Annotated in this window: 18 protein-coding genes, 6 tRNA genes and 1 riboswitch; of the genes, 6 read left to right on the top strand and 18 right to left on the bottom strand. The window is 40.2% G+C overall.

The genetic code is table 11. The features are described from left to right. Positions 1-55 precede the first annotated feature (55 nt). From hydE to DWY37_RS13310, 3 genes are all read right to left on the bottom strand, one after another. Positions 56-1,111 carry a [FeFe] hydrogenase H-cluster radical SAM maturase HydE gene (hydE, locus tag DWY37_RS13320; RefSeq protein ID WP_118541668.1) on the bottom strand — a complete coding sequence of 352 codons (1,056 nt, stop codon included), beginning with the start codon at positions 1,109-1,111 and terminating at the stop codon, positions 56-58. After that, positions 1,101-1,370: a TM1266 family iron-only hydrogenase system putative regulator gene (locus DWY37_RS13315; RefSeq protein WP_022242806.1), complete on the bottom strand. Its 270-nt coding sequence runs from the start codon at positions 1,368-1,370 to the stop codon at positions 1,101-1,103. The genes hydE and DWY37_RS13315 overlap by 11 nt, the downstream gene beginning before the upstream one ends. 245 nt (positions 1,371-1,615) lie before the next feature. Then, positions 1,616-9,178 (bottom strand): GBS Bsp-like repeat-containing protein, encoded by a 7,563-nt coding sequence (locus DWY37_RS13310; RefSeq protein WP_158575689.1) that lies wholly within the window; start codon positions 9,176-9,178, stop codon positions 1,616-1,618. Between the two features lie 252 nt (positions 9,179-9,430). Then, positions 9,431-9,530: riboswitch (TPP riboswitch) on the top strand. A gap of 33 nt (positions 9,531-9,563) precedes the next feature. Here DWY37_RS13310 and thiT point away from each other — a divergent pair. Beyond that, a complete protein-coding gene (gene thiT / locus DWY37_RS13305; RefSeq protein WP_118544561.1) occupies positions 9,564-10,220 on the top strand; it encodes an energy-coupled thiamine transporter ThiT in 657 nt (218 codons plus the stop codon). Between the two features lie 181 nt (positions 10,221-10,401). Here thiT and DWY37_RS13300 read toward each other — a convergent pair whose 3' ends face one another. Next, the gene (locus DWY37_RS13300; RefSeq protein ID WP_118544560.1) at positions 10,402-11,775 is read right to left on the bottom strand and encodes a sodium-dependent transporter; all 1,374 of its coding nucleotides are present in this window, start codon (positions 11,773-11,775) and stop codon (positions 10,402-10,404) included. A gap of 382 nt (positions 11,776-12,157) precedes the next feature. On the opposite strand from DWY37_RS13300, the gene DWY37_RS13295 reads away from it, so the two are divergent. The 3 genes from DWY37_RS13295 to DWY37_RS13290 are packed head-to-tail and all read left to right on the top strand — an operon-like array spanning position 12,158 to position 13,273. After that, entirely contained in the window at positions 12,158-12,625 is a 468-nt protein-coding gene (locus DWY37_RS13295; RefSeq protein WP_118173689.1) for an Hsp20/alpha crystallin family protein, read from the top strand. Between the two features lie 50 nt (positions 12,626-12,675). Continuing rightward, positions 12,676-12,801: a hypothetical protein gene (locus DWY37_RS16305; RefSeq protein WP_255415056.1), complete on the top strand. Its 126-nt coding sequence runs from the start codon at positions 12,676-12,678 to the stop codon at positions 12,799-12,801. A 31-nt stretch (positions 12,802-12,832) separates the two neighbouring features. Continuing rightward, a complete protein-coding gene (locus tag DWY37_RS13290) occupies positions 12,833-13,273 on the top strand; it encodes an Hsp20/alpha crystallin family protein (RefSeq protein WP_118173688.1) in 441 nt (146 codons plus the stop codon). Positions 13,274-13,403: 130 nt separating this feature from the next. Here the strand turns inward: DWY37_RS13290 and DWY37_RS13285 are convergent, their stop codons facing one another. Further along, positions 13,404-13,877 (bottom strand): methylglyoxal synthase, encoded by a 474-nt coding sequence (locus DWY37_RS13285; protein WP_117842334.1) that lies wholly within the window; start codon positions 13,875-13,877, stop codon positions 13,404-13,406. Between the two features lie 217 nt (positions 13,878-14,094). Further along, positions 14,095-14,168 (bottom strand) — tRNA-Pro (locus tag DWY37_RS13280). 166 nt (positions 14,169-14,334) lie between these two features. Between DWY37_RS13280 and DWY37_RS13275 the strand changes: the two genes are divergently transcribed. Further along, a complete protein-coding gene (locus tag DWY37_RS13275) occupies positions 14,335-16,653 on the top strand; it encodes a GGDEF domain-containing protein (protein WP_158564750.1) in 2,319 nt (772 codons plus the stop codon). A 96-nt stretch (positions 16,654-16,749) separates the two neighbouring features. On the opposite strand, the gene DWY37_RS15875 is transcribed toward DWY37_RS13275, so the two are convergent. The 7 genes from DWY37_RS15875 to DWY37_RS13250 form a co-directional block, all read right to left on the bottom strand. Continuing rightward, the gene (locus DWY37_RS15875) at positions 16,750-16,887 is read right to left on the bottom strand and encodes a hypothetical protein (RefSeq protein ID WP_156454671.1); all 138 of its coding nucleotides are present in this window, start codon (positions 16,885-16,887) and stop codon (positions 16,750-16,752) included. A 70-nt stretch (positions 16,888-16,957) separates the two neighbouring features. Further along, positions 16,958-18,073 (bottom strand): 3-dehydroquinate synthase, encoded by a 1,116-nt coding sequence (aroB, locus tag DWY37_RS13270; protein WP_118173686.1) that lies wholly within the window; start codon positions 18,071-18,073, stop codon positions 16,958-16,960. Between the two features lie 141 nt (positions 18,074-18,214). After that, positions 18,215-19,114 (bottom strand): NAD-dependent epimerase/dehydratase family protein, encoded by a 900-nt coding sequence (locus DWY37_RS13265; RefSeq protein ID WP_118173685.1) that lies wholly within the window; start codon positions 19,112-19,114, stop codon positions 18,215-18,217. 36 nt (positions 19,115-19,150) lie between these two features. Then, positions 19,151-19,615: a GNAT family N-acetyltransferase gene (locus DWY37_RS13260; protein ID WP_118087933.1), complete on the bottom strand. Its 465-nt coding sequence runs from the start codon at positions 19,613-19,615 to the stop codon at positions 19,151-19,153. An 84-nt stretch (positions 19,616-19,699) separates the two neighbouring features. Next, positions 19,700-20,179, bottom strand: a complete 480-nt coding sequence (locus tag DWY37_RS13255; protein ID WP_147326032.1) for a hypothetical protein — start codon at positions 20,177-20,179, stop codon at positions 19,700-19,702. A gap of 75 nt (positions 20,180-20,254) precedes the next feature. Beyond that, positions 20,255-20,422, bottom strand: coding sequence for a hypothetical protein (locus DWY37_RS15870; protein WP_156454672.1), 168 nt, complete (start codon positions 20,420-20,422; stop codon positions 20,255-20,257). A gap of 367 nt (positions 20,423-20,789) precedes the next feature. Further along, positions 20,790-22,100, bottom strand: coding sequence for a phage portal protein (locus tag DWY37_RS13250; RefSeq protein WP_255415058.1), 1,311 nt, complete (start codon positions 22,098-22,100; stop codon positions 20,790-20,792). A 204-nt stretch (positions 22,101-22,304) separates the two neighbouring features. Between DWY37_RS13250 and DWY37_RS16420 the strand changes: the two genes are divergently transcribed. Continuing rightward, complete coding sequence (locus DWY37_RS16420) at positions 22,305-22,700, top strand: tyrosine-type recombinase/integrase (RefSeq protein WP_334294286.1); 396 nt, start codon at positions 22,305-22,307, stop codon at positions 22,698-22,700. A 134-nt stretch (positions 22,701-22,834) separates the two neighbouring features. On the opposite strand, the gene DWY37_RS13240 is transcribed toward DWY37_RS16420, so the two are convergent. The 5 genes from DWY37_RS13240 to DWY37_RS13220 form a co-directional block, all read right to left on the bottom strand. Next, a tRNA-Lys gene (locus DWY37_RS13240) sits at positions 22,835-22,907 on the bottom strand. Between the two features lie 21 nt (positions 22,908-22,928). Continuing rightward, a tRNA-Phe gene (locus DWY37_RS13235) sits at positions 22,929-23,001 on the bottom strand. 5 nt (positions 23,002-23,006) lie between these two features. Further along, positions 23,007-23,080 (bottom strand) — tRNA-Met (locus DWY37_RS13230). Positions 23,081-23,108: 28 nt separating this feature from the next. After that, positions 23,109-23,190 (bottom strand) — tRNA-Tyr (locus DWY37_RS13225). Between the two features lie 27 nt (positions 23,191-23,217). Next, positions 23,218-23,290, bottom strand: a tRNA-Thr gene (locus DWY37_RS13220). Positions 23,291-23,377: the final 87 nt, after the last annotated feature.

The raw sequence follows: 23,377 nt of genomic DNA, 5'->3' as shown, positions 1-23,377 counted from the left end.
CTTTCCCGTTGGTTATTATATGGTGATTTAAGAAATACCTTTTGTATTCCTTTATTTATATAAATGGTGAATCTCCTCTTGAGACCACCAGTTTATATCCAATGGATTCCATACGGTTGCCAAGACATCCACGGCATTCCGCTGCCTCTTCCCCGGTACAGATTTTATTATCGTAAAGGGCGTACTTCTTCCGCACCTTTACCGGTGACAGATTCGGCATTACCACATTTCCTCCAGCCAGGATGCCAAGCTCCCTGCCCCTTGAATGGATGGTTCCCAATGCTGTAGTTGCCGGAAGCAGTACCTTCGGCAGCATCAGGCGGGTAATTGCCAGTAAAAACAATGTCATCTCAAGGCTTCCCTGCTCCATCTCTCCAAATGGTGTATCCTTTTGTGGAATAAACGGGCCGATTCCTACCATATGCGGATTGAATGCTTTCATAAAGACAAGGTCTTCCACCAGATTGTCTATGGTCTGATATGGGGAGCCAACCATAATGCCACATCCTACCTGATAACCGATTTCTTTTAAAGCATACAGGCACTGTTTCCGATTTGCAAGAGACATTTCTGCCGGATGAAGCTTCCCATAATGGGCTTCATTCGCGGTCTCATGACGCAATAAATAGCGGTCTGCTCCTGCCGTATAAAGTCTTTCATAGCTCTCCCGGCTCCGTTCTCCTAAGGACAGTGTAATGGCACAGTCCGGGTAAGCAGCTTTTATCTTATGAAGTAAATCTTCCAGTAAATCATCTGTGTAGTAGCCGTCTTCGCCACCCTGCAGGACAAAGGTACGAAACCCTAATGCATAACCATTTTTACAGCAGGATAGGATTTCTTCTTCACTCAGGCGGTAACGTTCTGCATTCTGATTGCTTCTTCGGATGCCGCAATAGATGCAGTCATTCTTACAGTAATTGGATATTTCAATCAGTCCTCTGGTATAAACTTCATTTCCAAAGGTCTCTTTCTGTCTTTTTCTCGCCAGTTCAAAGCCGTACTCTGCAATTTCTTTATCGGTATGCAGTTCTAATAATTCTTTATATTCTGCCTCTGTAAGCTGAGTATCCTGATACAGCTTATTAAACAACTCTTTTCCTCTATTCTTCATGTCTGGTCACCACACTGGAATATGCTGTTTTTACACTTATTCCCGGTAATTTTCCGATTTTACCGGTCAGTGCACTGATGGTATCCTGCGGCGCATCGATTGCTATACTTACGATATTTATGCCTCTCTCCCGGTATGGAATTCCCATTCTTCCGATAATATAAGCTGCATATTCATGTAAAATTTCATTTAATGCTCCGACTGATTCGTCCTTTTCTATTACAATGCCGATTACAGCCACTCTGGTATCTGCTGCCATATCTTCGTTCCTCTTGTTTCTCTGAATCAATACAATTTCAACGCTTATTTTACGTTTTTAGTATAAGAGATTTATTTTTGGATTACAATTGTTAAGCCCTGGTTTTATGCGTATTTATTGTATTTTTTTACATACTTATAGTCATCAGGCAATACATAGCCATCTTTCGCCTTATAAAGTCGAAAAATCAAGAGACGGAATAAAACTATTCCATCCCTTGATTTATATTATTCTCACAATATTTTTTATTCTTTCCAATCTGCACAGCCCATGTAGTAATTGTAATACACTCGCAAATCTTCTTTTTCAGATTTATCAGTATAATCCTTGTATATACACTTACTTTCCGAATGCATACTAGAACTCTCCAATTTATTTTCTAAATCCCAATTATATATGCTTGCTTCATTCCCACCCAAGACACCTGCTTCATTTATACTCTGTAATTTAGGCAATGCACTACCATGAGTTGTACTCTTATTTCCAGCATATCCAAATTTTTGTTTTACTGCTATACTTCGTCTATAATAATAATCGTAATTATAAAATTTATGATGAGGATTTCCAAACTTGGTTTCTGTAATGGCTGCATACTGCATGTCATATCCTCCACCATTTACATAAATTTGCGCATAATAGATACCCCTATTAGCATTATGATTTCGAATATCTACATGTACGATAAATGTATCTCCATCAACTCTAGTAGCTTCATACCATGCTATATCTGACTGATCTGCTTTTGTCCATACCGGAGTTATAATGGATGTCACAAAACTTGGCACTTGGTCAATCAAAATGTCAAACGTTCCTGTCACGATATCTTTATTCTGAATTAATACATTAAAGGATATCTGTGGGCGTACAATTTCAAAAGTTGTTGTAACGGCACCCTTATAGTCACCTATACCAGTAATCGTTACATATGCTGTTCCAACTGCCATATTATTACGATAAGATAGTTTATAGTCTACATTTTCCTCTAACTTCTTTCTGCCATCCTTTACAACAACTGGTGGTGTCTGTAGATTTCCATTGTAATTTAAGGATGCAACCGTAAGAACCGTACAGTTGTCAATGCTCTTTTCTTTAATTGCAAACGTTACAACTTTCTCACCAGAATATACTCCCATACCGGAAATGATTACCCTGGCAGTTCCCACATTTCTATTGTTACTGTAGCTTACCGTATAATCAACATCTTCTGTTAATACCTTGCTTCCCATCTTAACGACCGGAACCGGCTTATAAGTCTGTCCGGTATACTGCTCTGAAGCAGGGATTCCGGTAACTGTTGCTTTGGATAAGCTGTTGCTGATTTTGAATTTCTTAACAATTGTTCCGGTATAATACTGGGTCAGCGGACGTACAGTAATGGATGCATCGCCTGCCAGCTCATTATTTGCATACGTTGTTTCATAATCTTCATTCAGCGTTAAGGTATTGCCACCACATGCCACATGGATAGACGGACATATCGGGCTTCCGGTATAAAGCTGTTCCGGAACACTGTCAATAATTGCATCCTCAAGGCTTGCCACAATATTGAAGTAAACGCGCTTGGTCTCATCATAGTTGCCAAGTCCTTTAATTACTACCCATGACTCTCCTGCCCTTAAGTTGTTGCCATTGACAACCTGATAATCCTTCCCTTCTACCAAAAGCTTTCCGTTGTCATAAATCGTCAGTGCCGGGCGGATGTAATTGCCGGTATACTTCTGATCTGGGATTGCTTCTGCCACAGCATTTCCAATATCATGCTTGGTAATCTTATAGTATACCGTAATGCTATCTTTGTAGTTACCGCTTTCGGTTGCAGTTACCGTTGCACTTGCAGTTCCAATTGCAGTGTTGTTCTCATAAGTTACTTCATACTGGGAAGAATCAATGGTTAATCCGGTAGAAGTATCTTTTAAAGTAAGTACCGGTTTAATCTCGCTTCCGGTATAATCTACGTTATCGGTTCCGGTAATCTCAATATCTGCAGAAGTAAGTGACTTTCTTGCAATCTGATATGGATATACAGCTGTTCCTACATATCCGGTCTGGTCATTTTCCGTACCAACGATTCCAACATATACTGTTCCAGCATGAATCAGGTCAATGGCACTTGCTTCCGTCGTACAATCTTTATCAATATAGTATTTTACGATGTAATCTTCGTTTTCTGTCAGATAGCTTCCGGTCTTATTGAACTTCACCTGAATGTTCTTCGGTTTGGTATCAAGACCGTTATATACAGTATCGGAAATTCCGGTTACCGTTAAAGTATCATTGGAAAGTAAGGTACCTATGGTAAACTTCTCAATTCGTGTTCCACTGTAATTACCCTGTCCGGTTACTTTAATCCACGCAGTTCCCACCTGACTGTTATTGGTAGAATATTCATAAGTAAAGTCTGTTCCATTTATCAGTGCTACAATTCCATTTTCCGAATTATCTTTCAGGCTGATATTCGGTGTATAAGTAGTACCCTGAATATAAGGATAGTTCCGGTTTGCCGGGTCAAATCCTGTATCAGAAGCATCGGATAACGCCGCACTGATATTTTCAGAAGAAAGATCCCTTGCCAGAATAGAGAACGGAATCGTCTTGCTTCCGGTATAGTTGGTGGTATCCTTCGGAGTAATCTGGACAAACGGTCCTGAAGTTCCATTTGCATCTTTTACAGCTTCATTGTTAAAGTAAGCTGCCACATAATCCACATTGCGAACCAGTGGTTCGGCACTGGTGGATGTCATATAAACATTTAATTCCGGTTCATACTTGGTTTTTAACGGTACATACTGTGGATCTTCTATTTTAGAGTATACTAAATCTTCAACATTTTTCTTTAAAATGTTAAACTCTACCGTTGCAGTTCCGGTACAGCTTGCCACACCGTGGATTGCTGCATATGGCGCATTTGCCCCGCCGGCGTTCGCTGCATTGATATTATTGCGATACTCATCCACCACATAATCCGTGTCTAACGTAAGGGTCTGTTCTTTGTTATTTTCATCATTAAATGTTAATTTAATTTCAGGTTCCTGTGCCTCACCATTGTAGGTTACGTCAGCAATTGTCTTGCTTACCGTAGACAAATCACGTTTTGTAATGGTAAATGTCTTAGTCAGTGTTCCCTTGTAATTGCCCTTACCGATTACAGTAATGGTCTCGGTTGCACCTGCCGGTGCACTGGATGGATTATCTGCATCCGTCTGGTAATACACGCTATAGTTTGCCGGGTCAATTACTTCTGAACCGCCAATCTTCTTAATGACCAGAGAATCCGGTTTAATCAGCTTACCGGTATAAACATAGCTGTCCGCAATTCCGGTAATCTCATAATCTTCCATATGAATGGAATCAATGGTAAATGCTTTCGCCTTGGTGCTTCCCATCAGTTTACCGTTTGCTGTTGCCTGAATGACTACACATGGTCCGTTCTCGCCATTTGCTGCTGCAACTGCAGTATTCTTACGATAAGTTACCGTATAATCTTTTCCTTCTTCCAAGGTATCAAAGGTAGAACCGGTTAATGCATATTTCACAACCGGAACCGGTCTGATTTCCTGTCCGGTATAGGAGAATACATCTCCACCTAAGTCAATACTTAAATCATCACTGCCCAGGTCGTATTTAATCGCAAACTTCGCCGATTTCTCACCACTGAAATAAGTTCCGGTTCCCTCAATCGTTACGGTCGGGTCAGTCAGTGAAACCGATTTACCATTTACAATGCTCTTAATGTTGTAGTCTGTTCCAAGTGCCAAAGTTTTGCCATCACATACCACAGTCATATTTTCAATTGGCTGTGTGGTTGTATTGTATTCGCTTCCAGTATATTTCTGTGCCGGAATCGTAATCTCAGCATCTTCAATTTTACCGGTAATTGCAAAATTCGCAACATAGCTGCCTACCCAGTGATTCTTCTCAATTCCGGTAATGAGTACACTGGCCTGCCCTGGAACAGTATTATTTCTATAAGACACGCTGTAATGTGTTCCCTCTATCAGACGTTCCTGGGTATCGCTGCCTTTTACATACACGGTAACGGTAGGTTTCATTCCGCCGGATGCTGCCTGTGCCTTATCATACTCAATGGTATCATAGCTTAACTTCACTTCAATCTGGTCAGCAGAATTATTCATATCTCCATCATAGTAGAAGTAACTATTCTTGGTTCCCTTAAAGTTACCGGTTCCTTCAATGGTAATATCCTGCTGTCCTACTTTAAATTTATCTACCTGGGTCGGAGTATAGGTATAATCTACGCCAGGCTGCAGTGTATATGAATATTCTCCAATTCCGGACTCATTCGGAAAACTCTGTGTTACTGTGAAATCCGGAATATTCTTTTTAAAAATGTAACTCATTCCCTGCAAAGATACGCCTACACCATCAATACTCTTCCGCTGAATAATAAACTGATTAGAGCCTGCAATCTTATCTGCAGTATAATCTGCACTTTCCAGCACACCGGTGTAATTTCCGATACCCTGGATTCTTACATAAGTTGTTCCTGCATTGGTCTTCTCGGCTGCTGTTGCAACATTCTGGAAATCTGCATCAGAATATACCTCAAACTGGTAATCCTTATTTGTAGATAATATGCTGGAAGAATCTCCATAGCTTACTTTTACGGAAGGAGTCAGTACTTTATTTGCATAAACCGGACTATTTACATCTACCCGGAGTTTGCTTAATTCGTTGATATCCTTCTGATTAATGGTATAGCTTACGGTTGTTGTTCCTGTATAGTTGCTGTTTTCTGCCGCCTTTAAGGTCAGAGTTGCAATTCCCGCATTGATTGCATTTTCACTGCTTTCAATACTGTATTCCTTATCGGTCAGAATATAGCCATTGGTGGTAGGGTACTGTAATACAACACCATCTCCGTCTGCGGTAGTAGAAATTACAACTTTCTGTTCAATTCCATTATATGTATAAGTTCCATTTACTCTTGCATTCAGTTCTGCAATATCTTTCTTCTCAATAACAGCATATCCGGAAATCTCTCCGTAATAGCCTCCTCTTCCTGATACAGCAAAATAAACAGTTCCCGCATTGATAAATGCTTCATTTGTCTCAGAGCTTACAACATTCTGATGTGCTGCATCACTATAGAAGGAAATGCTATAGGATGACGGATCCGGAATCGCATCCATCATCTTTGTCTCAATTGCCTGAATCATCTCATTCTTATGGGAATTCCGGTTATAGGTTCCACCAGATATATTAAATGCCTGTACGGTTGTAGCAATATTTGCTCCGATAAAGTAGAAGGTCACTGCCATTCCTGTATAATTTCTGCCATCTACTGCTTTGATTCTGACATATACTTTTCCGGAATTCTTATGTTCTGAAACAGTTGTACATAATTCATCTTCATAATAACCTTCGATTTCATAATCGACACTCTCTGTCAAAGTGCGATTACCATCCATTACTGCTAAGGTTGTAGCTTCCGGATTGCCTGTATAACCGCAGTTACTTGCCATTATAGTTAATGAACTCATGCTCTTCGGAGTAATCTTATAGGAAGTACGGATACTTCCATCTAAATTAGCATAGGTTCCAAGACCGCTGATTAATACATAATAAGTACCTGCGTCCACCGGCTCTGTAATGACATTCTTGTAAGCAGAATCCGTAAAATAAGTAACCTTAAAGTCTTCACCCTGTACCAGGCCTTTGGCACCGTTATTATCAGTAATACGGATTGCCGGTACCTGCATGCTGCCATTGTATTCAAAGGTAACCTGTGTCGGATCATAGTTTGCAGAACCTGTAACGATATTACACTCGCATTCATTTAACTTTCTTGGCACAATACTGAAAGTTCCACGGTTCACGCCACCCTCTGCCAGTGCATAATCTCCAGTCAGTCTGATATAAGCCTTTGCATTGTTGGTTCCAATTTCGATGTTATCTTCACAGGAAACCACTTCTACATACTGGCTGTCCAATGTGACATTTTTACTACCTTCGGTATAATAAACGGTAATATTTGCAGGATCCGGCACAACAGCACTACCGGTATAAGTCTGGTCTGTAATTACAATATCTGTCGGGCTGATGTTCTTTGGCTTAATCATATAAGTATATACTCTTTCGCCTCCGGCATAATTACTGCCATCCAAACCGGTTATCTTAAGATAATAGGTTGCTGCATGAATCAGTTCCTGTACGCCCGTAGTCTCTTCCTTATCGTCTGCCGGCTCGGTACATTCCGGGTCACGATAAACAGCATAGTCAAAATCCGTTCCTTTTTTCAAGGCATTCCCCTCATCATCGGTTGCTGTCAGGGATAATACCTTGCTCTTGCCGTCAAAGAAACTGGAATAACTGGTATCTTTATTAATGACACCTGCTTCTGTTCCGTTGATTGCCAGCTTAAAGCTACATTTATCTAAAGATTTTGCTACAATATCAAAACAAATCGGCTCTGCCTTGGTTCCAAGGTCTCCTTCGTAGTAACCCAGTCCGGTTACCTTCACATAATATCTTCCGATGGAAGTCGGTTCAGATACTGCCTGGGTATATTCTGCATCTTTATAATAAGTAATCTTATATCTGGAATCACTGATGACATCACCGGATGTATTGGAAACTGTGATATTTGGTACGTTTTTCTTACCGTTATATTCCAGTTCCTCTTTATCCAGGACTGCCTTGCCCAGTTTGTCATAGATTTCAAAGTTAATAAATGCATTACCACTTAAATTACCAGTTCCTGTAATAATCAGGTTATTGGTTCCCGTCTGTCCTGCAGTAGTTTCATTTCGGTATGCCACGTTGTAGTTGCCAGCAGGAATCTCCACGCCATTCAACTTCACTACTACCTCATTGGTCATATCCGGTTTACTATTCTTTACATAATAATATTTATCACTCTTTAAGGAAACACTGATGCCTGCTGCACTTAAATCCGCTTTACCGATTAAGAAGGTAAAGGTCTTGCTGCCCCGGTACAGGGAAGAGGAGTTTGCTGTTACTGTCATCTTCGCTGTTCCGGCATTCGTATTGTCTGCCCAGCTGGTAGTATAGTCAGACGACTGGATTCCTGCGGAGTTCTGGCTGTCAACCAGTGTAAATTCCGGTTTCTGCGCAGTTCCTGTATAAGTAGAATCACTCAGTCCATTTGAAACAGTTACAGAATCTGCCCCAATATTATAATAAATATTGTAACGGTTTTCTGCTACTGTTCCTGAAAAAGTATAATTACTGCTGCTCTTTAATACAATCTTAAAGGAATGTGTTCCAACAGAAGTATTGCTTCCTGCAGTATATTCTACGTTGTAATCATCAGAAGAAAGGTTCACCATGGTAGATGTACCGCTTACAATACCATACACACCGGTAATCGTCGGCAATACATCACTTCCGGTATAATAAACATATCCGTCTTCACCGGTTCCTTCCACTCCTTTATAATTAACACCGATATAGCTTAACTTCTGCTGTGCAATCGTAAAGCTCTTGGTGGTCTGCCATCTGTGGCTGTCTCCGATACCAACGATATCAATATATGCTGTTCCTGCGCTGGTATTATTACGGTAATAAACGGAATAATCCTCTTTTTCCTTTAATGTCACTCCGTCAATCTGAACTGCAACCGCCGGTTTGACCTCCTGTCCGGTATAGGTATAAGTATCATTTCCCGTTGCAGTCGCTCCATTTGCATCTGCTCCTAATGTAATGCTTCCATTGCCTGGAAATGCATCCGCTGCTTCTGCCGGCATCGCCGGAAGCACACCTGCAATCATACAGATACTTAAAACTAATACCAATATTCTTTTTCCAACATCCTTGTACTTACGCATAGAACCTCTCCTTGTTACTTCTTGTTTCCTCATCATTTTTCGCTTTATTCTTACTATATTCTTTTTGCTTTTCAGATTCAAGGGAAACCTTTTTCCGAAAAAGCACAGAATAATACACTTCTAGTTTTTTTATCGACCGGAAGTTACTTTTTCTTTACATTTATCCACAGATTTTTCCATAAAATCTGCATTAAAAAATATACTTGACATTTTAAGCTGCCACTGTTACCATTACAAACTGAAAACAAAATATCACTTTGCTAGGGGCGCCTTTGGCTGAGAAACGCATCTGCGTTGACCCTTATTACTTGAACCGGATAATACCGGCGTAAGGAAGCACATATACAACCTCCTGGCAGAGTATCATCTTTAAGGAGGATTTTTTATGTCATTTTTTGCAACATACGACGGCTCATCTTACCAGCTTACCACCGCAGGTTTTACAGCCCTCGTTATCATCATGCTTGCCATTCTTCTGATTGGCTGCGCCATCTTCGGAGGTAAAAAGAAATTCAGTGCAAAGCAGCTTGCTTTTTCAGCAATGGCAATCGCACTGGCTATGGTAACTTCCATGATTAAACTTTTTGACATGCCAATGGGCGGTTCCGTTACTTTACTGAGCATGTTATTCATCGTTCTGATTGGTTACTGGTACGGTCTGGGTGCCGGCTTAACCGCAGCTTTTGCTTACGGAATTCTGCAGTTAGTCGTTGACCCTTACATCATCAGTGTTCCACAGATGTTAGTGGACTACCTCTTCGCCTTTGGTGCATTAGGACTTTCCGGACTTTTCAGCAAATCCAAACATGGACTTATCAAAGGTTATATCGCTGGTGTATTAGGCCGATACTTCTTCGCATTCCTTTCCGGCTGGATTTTCTTCGGCATGTATGCTCCGGAAGAATTCCCGAATGCAGTGGTATACTCTCTTGCTTACAACGGTGCATACCTTGGTGCAGAAGCACTTATTACATTAATCATTATCTGTCTGCCACCAGTCCAGAAGGCATTGAATGCCGTTAAGGATATGGCAAATTCATAATATGGTTCTGTCCAAAAAGAGCGTCTTTCCTAATTAGGAAAGAACGCTCTTTTTGATTACGCGAGTAGCGAGAAAAATCGCATGCTTGCATGCAGATTTGACGAGCACCGCGATAACTCGAGAAACTCGCAAAGCGTGTTTCTCGTAGTTGCATTTCTGTATTTTCTTAATTTGTCATTCATTACATCTGAATCCATCCAAAAGCATTTGCTATGGAACTGATTAAAATAATCGCTGCAAAGATCGGACAAAGGTATTTTATCATCACCGTAAATATCTTTTTCCTGCGGAACGGGTTGCCGCCCCGGGTTACTTCTTCTTCAATCCGCTGCACTCCCACCACTCTTGATACCAGAAGGCAGGTTGCAATAGCTGCAATCGGCATCATCACGGAGTTCGTCAGGAAATCAAAGAAATCAAGAATCTGCATTCCGATAATTTTTACATTCGCCAATGGTCCATATCCCAGTGTAGAAAGACTTCCCAAAAGAAGCATTACAATACCGACAATTACCGTTGCTTTCCGTCTTTCCCAGCCCAGTTCATCTTCAAAAGTCGATACTGCACTTTCCGTTAATGCAATAGAACTTGTTATTGCTGCAAACAGCACCAGTACAAAAAACAAAATTCCGACTCCGGTTCCAAGTCCCATGCTGTCAAATACTTTTGGAATCGTAATAAACATCAATGATGGACCCGCCTGCAGGGTTTCCGGATTTCCACCGGAAAATGCAAAGACTGCCGGAATAATCATCAGCCCTGCCATCATGGCAATCGCTGTATCGAAGATTTCCACGTTCTTCGTGGACTCCTCAATAGAAACTTCCTTCTTCATATAAGAACCAAAAGTAACGAGAATTCCCATGGCAATGGACAGGGAATAAAACATCTGTCCCATGGCTGTTACTACCGTCATCCAGGAAAAATTTTCAAAATTTGGAATCAGAAAATATTTAACTCCTTTTAATGCTCCCGGTCTGCTTACGGAATAAACCGTTATTAATATAGAAAGAACAACCAGCACCGGCATCATAAATCTGGATACCCGTTCAATACCATTCCGGACGCCGGCAAAGATAATCCCCAACGTAAATACTGCAAAAAAAGCAAAGCAGATTTCTGTGGAAAGTCCGCTGGAAATGAAATCAGAAAAATATCCATCCGATGCAAGCTTACTGCCATTTCCCCTGATATATTCCACCAGATATTTCATTACCCAGCCGCCAATTACAGAATAATATGGCACGATTAAAACCGGAATAATCGCATTTATCCAGCCACCGAAAGAGAGCCAGCGGGATTTTCCAAAGGTATGATATGCTCCCACCGGGCTCTTCTTCGTCATTCTTCCGATAGAAGTCTCCGCCATAATCATCGTATATCCAAAAGTCAGTGCAAGTATAATATAAATCAGCAGAAAGATTCCTCCCCCATACTTTGCCGCAAGATATGGGAATCTCCATATGTTTCCCAGTCCCACAGAAGCGCCTGCTGCTGATAATACAAACCCTATCTTCCCCGAAAATGTACTTCTTTTCTCATTCTGTGTCTTCATTTTGTTTTTTCTCCTAAACTCATAATTTCCATGACGCAAAGTTATAGAAATCATAACACAGTCTCATAGTTCCTGCAATATTCTTTCCTTTTTATCATGCTACCCCTTATTTCCCCCTATATTTCTGCATTATATCTCCATATATTTCATTTGTTTTTACAGTGCATTTCCATGTTTTTTCTTTGTTTTTGCACAATTTGTGTTTTTTCACAAATTTTTCACAATTTTATTAGCACTCACCTCTTGACAGTGCTAATAATTGGTGCTATAACGTAGTCAGAACAAAGGAGAGGAACAAAAAAAGAGTTCCTAAAACATCCCGGTTCCAAAGAAACAAGGTAAACAAGCATAAAATGATTTATTAAAAAAGGAGAGATGACTTATGTTGATGCCTAGTATTTTTGGAGAGAATTTATTTGATGACTTCTTTGAGGATTTTCCATGGATGGACGATAACATGGATATGAAAAAAACTGAGAAAAAACTTTACGGTCGTAGAGCCGCACGTCTGATGAAGACAGATATCAAGGAACAAGATAATGGTTATGAACTGGTCATTGATTTACCTGGATTTAAGAAAGACGAAGTAAGTGCTTCCTTAGAGAACGGTTACCTTACCATCAGCGCTGCCAAAGGTTTGGACGAGGAAGATAAAGATAAGAAATCCGGCAAGTACATCCGTAAGGAACGTTATTCCGGAGCCTGCAGCCGAAGCTTTTATGTCGGCGATGCCATTACTGAAGAGGATATCAAAGGCGAATTTAAACATGGTATCTTAAAACTCTTCGTTCCGAAGAAAGAAGCAAAACCTGCTGTGGAAGACCACAAGTACATTGCCATTGAAGGATAACAGAACTTTATATGGTATCTGATTCAGATTAAGAAAGGAAGCATGTTATTATGTCAGATAAAAATCCAAAACATCCATTAAAGAAGAAGAAAGTAAAAGCTAAAATTAATGTAGCCGACCATGAGGCTGTTGAGGAAGCCAGAGAAGCTCACAGAAACAAGAAACATTATTACTAATTACAATAGACTATTTCAGGAGGAATGACTTATGTTAGTACCAAGTATTTTTTCAAACAACTTTGTAGATGATATATTCGATGATGTATTTCCATTCGGAGCTTACAATGCTCCTGCAGCAGACAACCGTGCTGCCATGAACACTGACGTTAAGGAATTTGACGACAGATATGAACTGGAATTTGAACTTCCGGGCTTTAAGAAAGAAGATATCCAGGCTGAGCTGAAAGACGGATACCTCATCGTCAATGCCAAACACCAGGACAACAAGGACGAAAAAGGCAAAGATGGCAAATATATCCGTAAAGAACGTTACTATGGCTCTTACCAGCGTAGCTTCTATGTCGGAGATGGCGTTACTCAGGATGACATCAAAGGCGGTTTTGAAAATGGCATCCTGACTCTGACCGTTCCGAAGAAAGAAGCAAAACCTGCTGTGGAAGAAAGGAAATATATTTCTATTGAAGGATAATGAATATCATAACAACTTAAAGTTTAATTTATAAACTGGCAGCAGCAGACGGATTCGTATTTTCCATCTGTTGCTGCCAGCTTTTTATAATTAACTCTGCAATATTAATTCTTTTTCTCTGCTCCAGCTGTTACTTTATCGTCGATGCCCGCTGTCTGATATTCTTATTAAAATTAATCACATTGTGATTATATTCTTCATCCATCAGTTCAGAATGAATCATAAAATCTGCGGTCGCTTTATTATTGGCAATCGGAATGTCATAGACCTGGGCAATACGAAGCAATGCTTTTACATCCGGGTCATGAGGTGCTGCAGTAAGCGGGTCTGAAAAGAAAATAACGAAGTCTATTTTTCCCTCTACTATCTTGGCACCAATCTGCTGGTCTCCACCCAGCGGGCCACTATTATAGCCCTTAACCGGCAGTCCCGTCTGGTCTGTAATCATCTTTGCAGTTGTTCCTGTTCCACACAGAAAATGTTTCTTTAAAGTCTCTGCATTGTCTTTACACCACTGAATCAGTTCTGCCTTTTTCCCATCATGGGCAATCAATGCAATATTTTTCTGTTTTCCGATTGTCAAAGTAAGAAAATCCGGTTCCATACTCATATTGTGTCTTCTCCTTTATTGTATTATTTTCCAACCATTTCATTTATCAAGTGAAAATCAACTCCTGATAAACAATTGCAGCTCGCCAATCACGCTTATATGTTGACTTGCTTACGCTCATTATAACATGACAGGATGATTCCAGACAATGTTTGGGTAGAAATCTTCATATAAAAAACGAGTACACTTAACAGTCTACTCGTTTTTTTCGTCGATGCGACAGGATTTGAACCTGCGACCTCTGCGTCCCGAACGCAGCGCTCTACCAAGCTGAGCCACGCATCGTTATTTAATTCTTTCACACGCTCAACTATATTAGCATATATCGCATTTTTTGTCCAGTAATATTTTTATTTTCTTTTCTACTTAATCGTTTTATGTTATACTTAAGTCAATCATAAGAATGGCTTTTACAATGCCAAGTAACTTTTTTACCAGAGAAAGGCACATTATGGAGAACAACCAGAGACCAACCATTGCAATTATGTTAGGTGACACCCAGTCCAGCTACTCAGAAGACTTACTTCGGGGTTTCTATACCTGTGCCAGAGAAGAAGATGTCAATATTATTTTTCTGATGGGACCTCAGATGCCACAATATTGTAAAGATATTTTATCCTGCAGCTTTGACGGGGACTATAATTATCAGTTCGATACCATTTATGATTATGTACATTTCAGCAAGCCGGATGCACTGATCATCACTTATGGTTCCCTTTCTATTTTTAAAAGTAATCAGGTAAAAGCGGAATTTCTTTCCCATTACAAAGATATTCCATTTCTGATGTTAGAGGACACACCGGACGATCCGGACATCCCATATCTGATTGCTGACAACTACAACGGCATGCGGCAATGTATCGAACATCTTGTGAATGTCCATGGCTATCGTAAGATTGCTTTTGTAGCAGGACCAGCTAACAACAAAGACTCCAACGAACGGCTGAAAGCCTACCGAGATGTTATGGTGGAACATCAGCTTCCGGTCACGGATGATATGGTCGTCTATGGCAACTACTCAGAGCTTGTCACCGAGCAGGTGGAATATATCTTAGACCACAACCCGGGATTAGAGGCAATTGCTTTTGCAAATGATAATATGGCAAAGGCAGGATACCGCGTCTGTGCTGCAAGAGACCTTTTGGTGGGACATGACATTGCCATTACCGGTTTTGACGACATTGACCACGCAAAAACCATGGAGCCACCACTGACCAGTGTTTCCCACAGCAGCTTCCAGTTCAGCTACCAGGCATTACAGAATGCGCTTATGCTCTGTCAGGGAAAGAAGCCACAATCCTGCCGGATGTCAGCCATTTTTCACCAGAGGAGCTCCTGCGGCTGCCAGCTGCACACCGGCTTTACCACACTGCGTCATATCAGCATGGAGCAGCTGCACGATTTTATACACCAGCAGGTCGATGCTATGGCTGAGGAATTATTCTCTTCCATTTCATACGAAAAAGATCGTAATTACTATACCGAAGTTCTACATGCATATTTTGAAAATATATATGAAGAAATCTTTATCCGGAAGGGAACTGACTTCTCCAACGAGCCTCTGATTCGTTATCTGAGAAAGCTTACTGCATATCCCCATATTTCCGGAGAAATGCTCTTAGAGCAACTTACTTCATTACTCCGTACACTGATTAACTTCTCGGAGGAAGAACTGCTGCAGACACAGCTTTCCGGCATTTTATCCTTTACCCAGCAATACGTTCATTCTGCAGATGTCTTCCAGCTTGAAAAAGAAATCATGGATTCTAACCGGAAAGCCTGGTTTGTACCTTCCTTTACAAGAGATTTGATTAACTCCGGTGCCAATTTCAAAGAAACGATTACACATATCATGGAGCGGCTGCATCTGATGAATGTCAAAAGTTCCTTCTTTTTCTTCTTTGACAAACCGGTCATTCATCAGGAAAATGAGCTTGCAGAGTATCCGGATGAAATCTATCTGGCAGCATATTACCATGATGAAAAATCAGTCTACCATGAACCGGGCAAACGTCCAAAAGTAACGACTGCCAATGGATTTTCCAGTTTTCTTCCAAAGGAACACAGCCACTGCTATACATCATTTATCCTCTTTTCCGGGGATGAACAGTTCGGTCTGCTGCTTTGCGAAGTGGAACAGAAAGATATTTCCTTTATGCAGATTTGCAGCCTCCAGATTGGTGCACTCCTGCATTTTATCCAGTTAAATGCCAGCGAACGCCAGATTCAGAAAGAATTACAGGATTCCATGAAAGTCATTCAGGAGCAGAACAGCATCTTAAGCTATATCTCCGAATATGACGACTTAAGCCAGCTTTTGAACCGCCGTGGATTTATGGAACGGGCATCCCATGCTATAGAATCCAATTCCGGCAAAAAGGCTTATCTTCTCTTTGGTGACTTAGACCACTTAAAAGAAATCAATGACTGTTTCTCACATCTTGCCGGTGATTTTGCATTGCGTACCGTATCTGAACGGCTCCGGAAATGCCTGCCGAAAGATGCCATTACTGCAAGACTCGGTGGAGATGAATTTGTATCCTTTATCTTAACAGATATACCGGATTTCAAAGAACAGCTTTTAAAGAATCTGAAAGCAGAGAGCGATGCTTTTAATGCCGTATGCGATAAACCTTTTTATGTAGAAATCTCTGTCGGCATCTACGACTTCTACTGTAATCCGCAGATGAACTTAACAGACATTCTCAAGCACTCTGATGCAATCCTCTACGAGGAAAAGGTCAAACGGCGTGCAAGTATTAAAAAGTAGGCTATGTTTTTCTATAAGCTGTAAGAAACACACGCTATGAAAATAGCGGAAAAAAAGCCGGATGGTCAACCCATCCGGCTTTCTGAAACCGCTCTTTTATTCATCCATTCCCCATTTATCTTTCATGTACTCTTTTCCGAATCCAGAACCGATATTTTCATTGATTCTACGTCCGAAGCAGGCATAAAATCCAATCATTGCGGCGAATATCAGAATTCCAATAAATATAACCATAGTAAGCACCCTCCCTGCGTCACTTTGTTTTTCCAAGTATAACATAAGCCACCCGGAATGTCATCTTTTTCTATTTCATATTCATAATAATCTCTCTTGCGACAGCTTCCTCTACCGGTGTTGCAAATACACCCTCTTCAAATTCCACGATTCCGCCAATTCCTTTTTCTACTACGAAACGAAGTTTTCCATCCCGGACTTTCTTGTCCGTATATAATTTCTTAACCAGCGCTTCTCTATCGATATATTCCGGAATCTCTACCGGCAGCTTCGCTTTCTCCAGCAGATTCTTCACTTCTGCCTTCTCTTCTTCTGTCATATAACCAAGTCTGTGGGCAAGTTCCGTCTGTGCAATCATTCCAATGGAAAGTGCTTCCCCATGAAGTAGTTTATAATCACTGACTGTTTCTATGGCACGTCCTACGGTATGTCCAAGATTTAAGATTTCCCTTAAGCCCTGTTCTTTTTCATCCTTCATTACCACGGCATATTTTATCTGACAGTTCTTCTTTGCGATGTATTCACAGGCTTCTCTGTCTCCCGCGAAAATATCTTCCATATGTTTTTCCAGGAATTCAAACATTTCCTTATCTGCCATGCAGGCATGCTTGATTGTCTCTGCCATACCACTGGAGAGCTGCCGCTGTGGCAATGTCTTCCATGCAGCAATATCAAGATATACCTTCTCCGGCTGATTAAACAGCCCAATCAGATTCGTTGCCAATGGCGTATCTACTGCTGTCTTTCCTCCGACCGATGCATCTGCCGCCGCCAGAAGTGTCGTAGCATAATTAATAAATGGCACGCCTCTGCCATAGGTTCCTGCCAGAAATCCAGACAAATCCGTCACTACACCGCCGCCCACGGCAATGATGCAGCAGTCTCTCCGAAAGCCAGCCTCAAGCATGGCATCTTCTACTTCTTCCTTTGTCTTTCTGGTCTTACTGGTCTCTCCTGCCGCAAAGACAAATTCTTTTGCCTGATAACCTGCTTCCAGCAGCAGTTCCACAATGTGGTCTGCGTAAAGTTCCTTTACAATGCTATCTGTAATTACTGCAAACTTCTTAATCTTGCCAACCAGTCCATTTTTTAAATCATCAATTAATTTTTCCTGTAACTGGTAGCCAATCTCTATTTCATAGCTGTCATCTACTACTTTTTTTAATTCTACCTGAAATACGCTCATGTTTTCTCCGTTCTATCCTGTGTCTTGTAAATCTGCGTCTGTCTCAGATTTTTATTTCGTTTATTATACTATTTTGCTCTTTTCTCTACAACCACCGAAACTCTAATCGAAAGAAATTCCCAGTTTGTGAAATATCCTATTTCATGCCAGATGTTCCTCTATGTATGTAATATATGGCTTCTTATTTACCTTATCCTGATTTGTCACATACCAGTCATAAGCTTCTTTTAACCCATCCGCCAATGGCTTTGTTTCTTTCATAAGTGCAAGCTGTTTCCTGACATCCAGTGCATATTCATAATTATAAAAGCTGAAGTAATTGCGCTGTTCTTCCTCCGCTGGAACTTCCACAAACTCCGGCTGCTTTCCTGCCGCCTGATAGCACAGAGTTACCCAGTCACGAATGGATATGCTTTCTTTATTTCCAACATTGAAAATATGCTGCTTTGGTTGTTTTTCCACCAGAATATCTATAAATCTACACAAATCCTCCACATGAAAAAATTGCAGCTTCATGCCGCCCTCCTGTGGCAGATAAAATTTCCGGTTTTCCAATGCACAGTCAAATACAAAGGCTTCCCGGTATACATTATTCATCGGTCCATATAAATAAGGCGGTCTAAGGATATATGCCTTCGGATTTCTCTGCATCAGTGCTGCCTCAGCCGCTATTTTATTTGTTCCATATGCACCCCAGTGCACATTTTCTGCAAGCTGTATTTCTTCCGTAAATGGTGCCGGCGCATATTCCGGATATACGGCACTTGAACTTATAAGGACATAATCTTCGTAACTTTCCAATGCATTCAGCAAGTCCGCTACATCTTCTCCGGTATATGCCGTATCAACCACAATATCAAAATGCAGTCCCTGCAATGCATCACCAATTGCATGCCGGTCTGCCTGAATCAGTTTTACAGCCGCCGACTGCGGTCTGGTGTTTCGATTTAACACATAAACCTCATCGCCCTTTGCCGCATAATACTCTGCAATAAACCGACTCACAAATACAGTGCCACCAGTTATCAGGATTTTTCTCATACTTCTCCTCCTTGTGCATGGGTTTCTATGAAATTTTTATTTTCCCCGCTCTAATGTTAAAACCATACATTCTTTGGATTCGGTAAATCCGCAGGCATGATACAAGGCTCTGCCACTCTCCGTTGTATCCAGACTCAGTTCTGTCACACCACGCAATTTGGCTTCATTTATCAGAAGTTCCATCATGTGGCGGGCAATTCCCTGTCCACGATAGTCCTTCTTCGTATATACATTCATAATATGTCCACGTTTTCCGGTAGGATGGACAAATGTCGGCATGACCTCAATATAGCTGACCGATGCACAGCCAACTACTTTTCTTCCATCCATTGCCAGAATTGTCGTCTGATTGCCATCTTCAAAATACAATCTGCTGCTGTCGACCAGATTATCCGGAAATGTATCATCCTCTGACAAATCATTTACTTCCCGAAGCATCTCCAGCCGGGTACTCATCAGATTCTCCATATCTCTTCGTGACGCATTCATATATGTTATCATAATCATTCCTCCAGGTCGCATTTTTTCTGTCTTCTTCGTACAGCAGTATCATATCACAGAACGGAGGAAATAATACTTAATTTTTTATGATTCTTTGATTTCCATATAAAATGTCACATTCTTACAATCATATCCTACGAACTTCAGTCGATTTTTTCCCTCTTTCAACTGAATAGAATAGGTAGTCAGTTCATTCACTTCAGAATCCGGCGTACATTCCACCACCGTTGACACATTTCCATCCTCATCAATCTGCACCAGCTTTGCTTTTCCTTCATCCAGCGTAAACACAAGCGTTATATCTACCCACGTCGCGCTGCTGCAATTCGCTTCCCAGAGTGTCTCCCTGCCATCGAATTTTCCAACGGTGTATGTCACATTATTTCCATAATTATTCAATACACTATTTGTTTTAGCATACCGGTCCCCACCCTCTGCTATCTGAATATCTGAATCGTACTGCTCTTTTGCAAATTTATTATTACAGCCAGTAAGCAATAGCCCCATAACTAAAATACATACTATGCCAAATCTTTTCATTTTCCCTGTAATCTTGTTTTTCATTCTATTTTTAATCTTCCTTTTCATTTACACTTCCTTTGCGTTCTCTCTTCTTTTCCGTTCACTCTTCCTCTTCATTCACTCTTCTCTATCACCGATTGCATGAACAACGCAGGCAAATCCCGCAACCATCGAAAATAAAATAGCTCCTCCCATTGAATTGTCCAAAAAATCCCCCATAAAGAAACCTACAATTCCCGCAAGTACCATAATACAAACTGCATCCACTGCTTTAAATTTTCTCATAAAAATACCTCCGTTTTTTGCGCTCTTCTTGTTTTTAACTTCTATTTACCCACAACAATTTACATATCATATTATACTTATTATTGTTTCGCATGTATATAGCTTATCTTTAGCTTTCTTTTATGAATTACTTTTTGACTTTCTTTTTTTAATGAAATAAAGACGAAGGGATTCAAAAATGCTGTTAAAAATAGATGAACGCCAAAATATCAACTCCACGATGTTGTTTTGCCGAACACTTTTAAACGTTATTCCCATGTTTCTTTCCTCCATGTCATAATTTTTAATACAATAACTATTGAAACAAAAGCTGAGAAAAAGAAATGCTACAATTAAAAAATGCAGTCATTCCTTTTTCTCTATACATTTATTCTGTTGTTTCAACCTCTTCCTGCGGTGTCACATCATATAGCCATACTCCTTTTTTCTCTTTCTTATTTAAATTCAATGTGTTTTTCGTTTTAGTTCGTGAATATCCTGTATATAGTTGTTCATCATCAGATTGTGACAACCATCCACAAGTCATCGGATAACCTTTGCTCAAAATCGGTTCATCATAGTATATGAATCCACTCATTGTAATTTCTCCCCCAATACTTATATTTACCTCTTCATGCACCTCTATCTCATATTCATTAAGTTCTTCTTCTGTTACATTCGACCAATCTTCGTAAAAAGTGTAAAATTTTACTTCTTTATTGATAGTCGTCCCGATTAATGAATTCAGCTCAGAATATATATCAGTATTCATAAATCCATATTTAGGAGAAACATTTGTTATCAATAACTCTATTTCTGATTCATACGAGTCCTTTTCCTCGTTAAAATTATCCTGATTAATAACACGATACAAACCAGACACTGTAATATCGTTCATAAGTTTACTATACCGTTTTTCTTCTTCTCCATATTTTACTTCTGGTTCATCATAGAAAATCATAAATTCATCATCCGTAAATATAATCTTGGAATCCTTTGAACTAGTATCATAATCCACTTCAAGATTGCCTAGTTTTACTGTTTCTGGTTGAAATCCACCATTTACAAGGTCATCCTTACTTGTCATTCTCCATTCACCTCTAAGAATATCCTGTGTAATAGTTGTTTCATCTGAAGTGCCTTTTTCAAATTCTTCAATTTGTTTCTCTAATTCTGACAATTCACTTTGTCCTTTGTCGGTAAAATCTGTTTCTGTTGTTTCTGTTGTTTTAGACACTTCTTGCTCATCCGTTTCTTTTTGTTGTTGCCCACAAGAAGTCAATATATTTCCTTTTGTCTCTGATTCATCTGCATTCACTCCATCTAAAGCCTTTTGTGCTTCAGCGGGTTCATTTTCCTGCTCATTTGACATGACTTCATGGCTAAATTCGAAGTAAACCTGATTGCAGTGGTAATCTGTACCATCAGTTTCATTGATTTCAACAATAATCAGCTTCAAAAGCCTTCTAAGTAACTGCTTTAATCTTATTTCCAGTTTGGAACACTTTAAATCTAGTAAAGAATAGGCTGCCTTAATTGCTATATTGGTTGTTGCATTTGTGTCCTTAAGTCCTGCTGTATTCACCCCCATTCCAAACCGGTAAATATTTTTTTCATCCAATTCAAGTTTTGCCTGTCTCGTCTGATATGGCACATCCACGGTCTTGACATCAACACCGCCGTCATCATCCACACCAATTATTTTTTTGTCTTCAGGTTGGTCTGCAATTCTTCCAAATTATCACCCTGAAAACCTTTCACCACATGAATAGGAGTATCAAAATCAATCAGGTTATTTGAAAGGCTGCTTACTATATTTGATATATCCCTAGAACGTAATGAATTGACCGTAAACAAGGCTTTAGCCCTTTGATGGCAATAATCCTTACTTTAAGGGTACAAAATCCGTAAATGGCAATCGTATAGTTCCCATACCACCATTTTTAATGAATTTATTTCAGAATACATAAAGGCCTTACCAGGAACCAATCTCTTCTATTCTGCCAATAATGAATATATGACTGCTTCTGCTTATAATAAGATGTGGTCTAATATTATTTCCAAAATGAATGTTGCTGCCAGTGGGTCAAATAAGATTAAAATAATAACCAGACTGACCGCGCATATCTTTCGGCATAATTACTGTGCAAACTTATGTTATCAGATGCCAAACATCAGTATTAAAAGAATTGCACAATTATTAGGTGATTCTGAGGAGATGGTTTTAGAGGTTTATAATCATGTTCTGGAACAGAAAGAAAACGTGCAGGAAGTAGTAAAAAATTCAATTAATTTTTGAAGATGAAGGGGTTCAAAAATGCCCTTGAAGATGGGGTGAAGATGAATATTTAGGCTTACTTAGCACTACTTCCGATTACTCACAAAAATGGCGGAAATACTGTATTTATCAGTATTTCCGCCATTTTTAACTAATGAGACATCGGGGATTCGAACCCCGGACAACTTGATTAAAAGTCAAGTGCTCTACCAACTGAGCTAATATCCCATTTCTCAGGTTTTCTGAGAATGCCCAGTTCCGGAATCGAACCAGAGACACGAGGATTTTCAGTCCTCTGCTCTACCAACTGAGCTAACTGGGCAAGAGTTGCGGGAACAGGATTTGAACCTGTGACCTTCGGGTTATGAGCCCGACGAGCTTCCAGACTGCTCCATCCCGCGTTATTCAATTATCTTCTAAAAAGAAGAATGGGCAGAGGTGGATTCGAACCACCGAAGCAATTTGCAGCAGATTTACAGTCTGTCCCCTTTGGCCACTCGGGAATCTGCCCATTTCTATACAATATGAAATTGTATAAAGCCGATGATCGGACTCGAACCGATAACCTGCTGATTACAAATCAGCTGCTCTGCCAATTGAGCCACATCGGCATATCTTGCGCTACACTTATAACTACAAGAAAAGTGGGACCTACAGGGCTCGAACCTGTGACCCTCTGCTTGTAAGGCAGATGCTCT

The sequence above is a fragment of the Roseburia sp. AF25-13LB genome (assembly GCF_003478915.1).
Lineage (GTDB): Bacteria > Bacillota > Clostridia > Lachnospirales > Lachnospiraceae > Roseburia_C > Roseburia_C amylophila.
The sequence above is the reverse complement of the archived record's forward strand: the minus strand, read 5'-3'. Positions and strand labels throughout refer to the sequence as shown.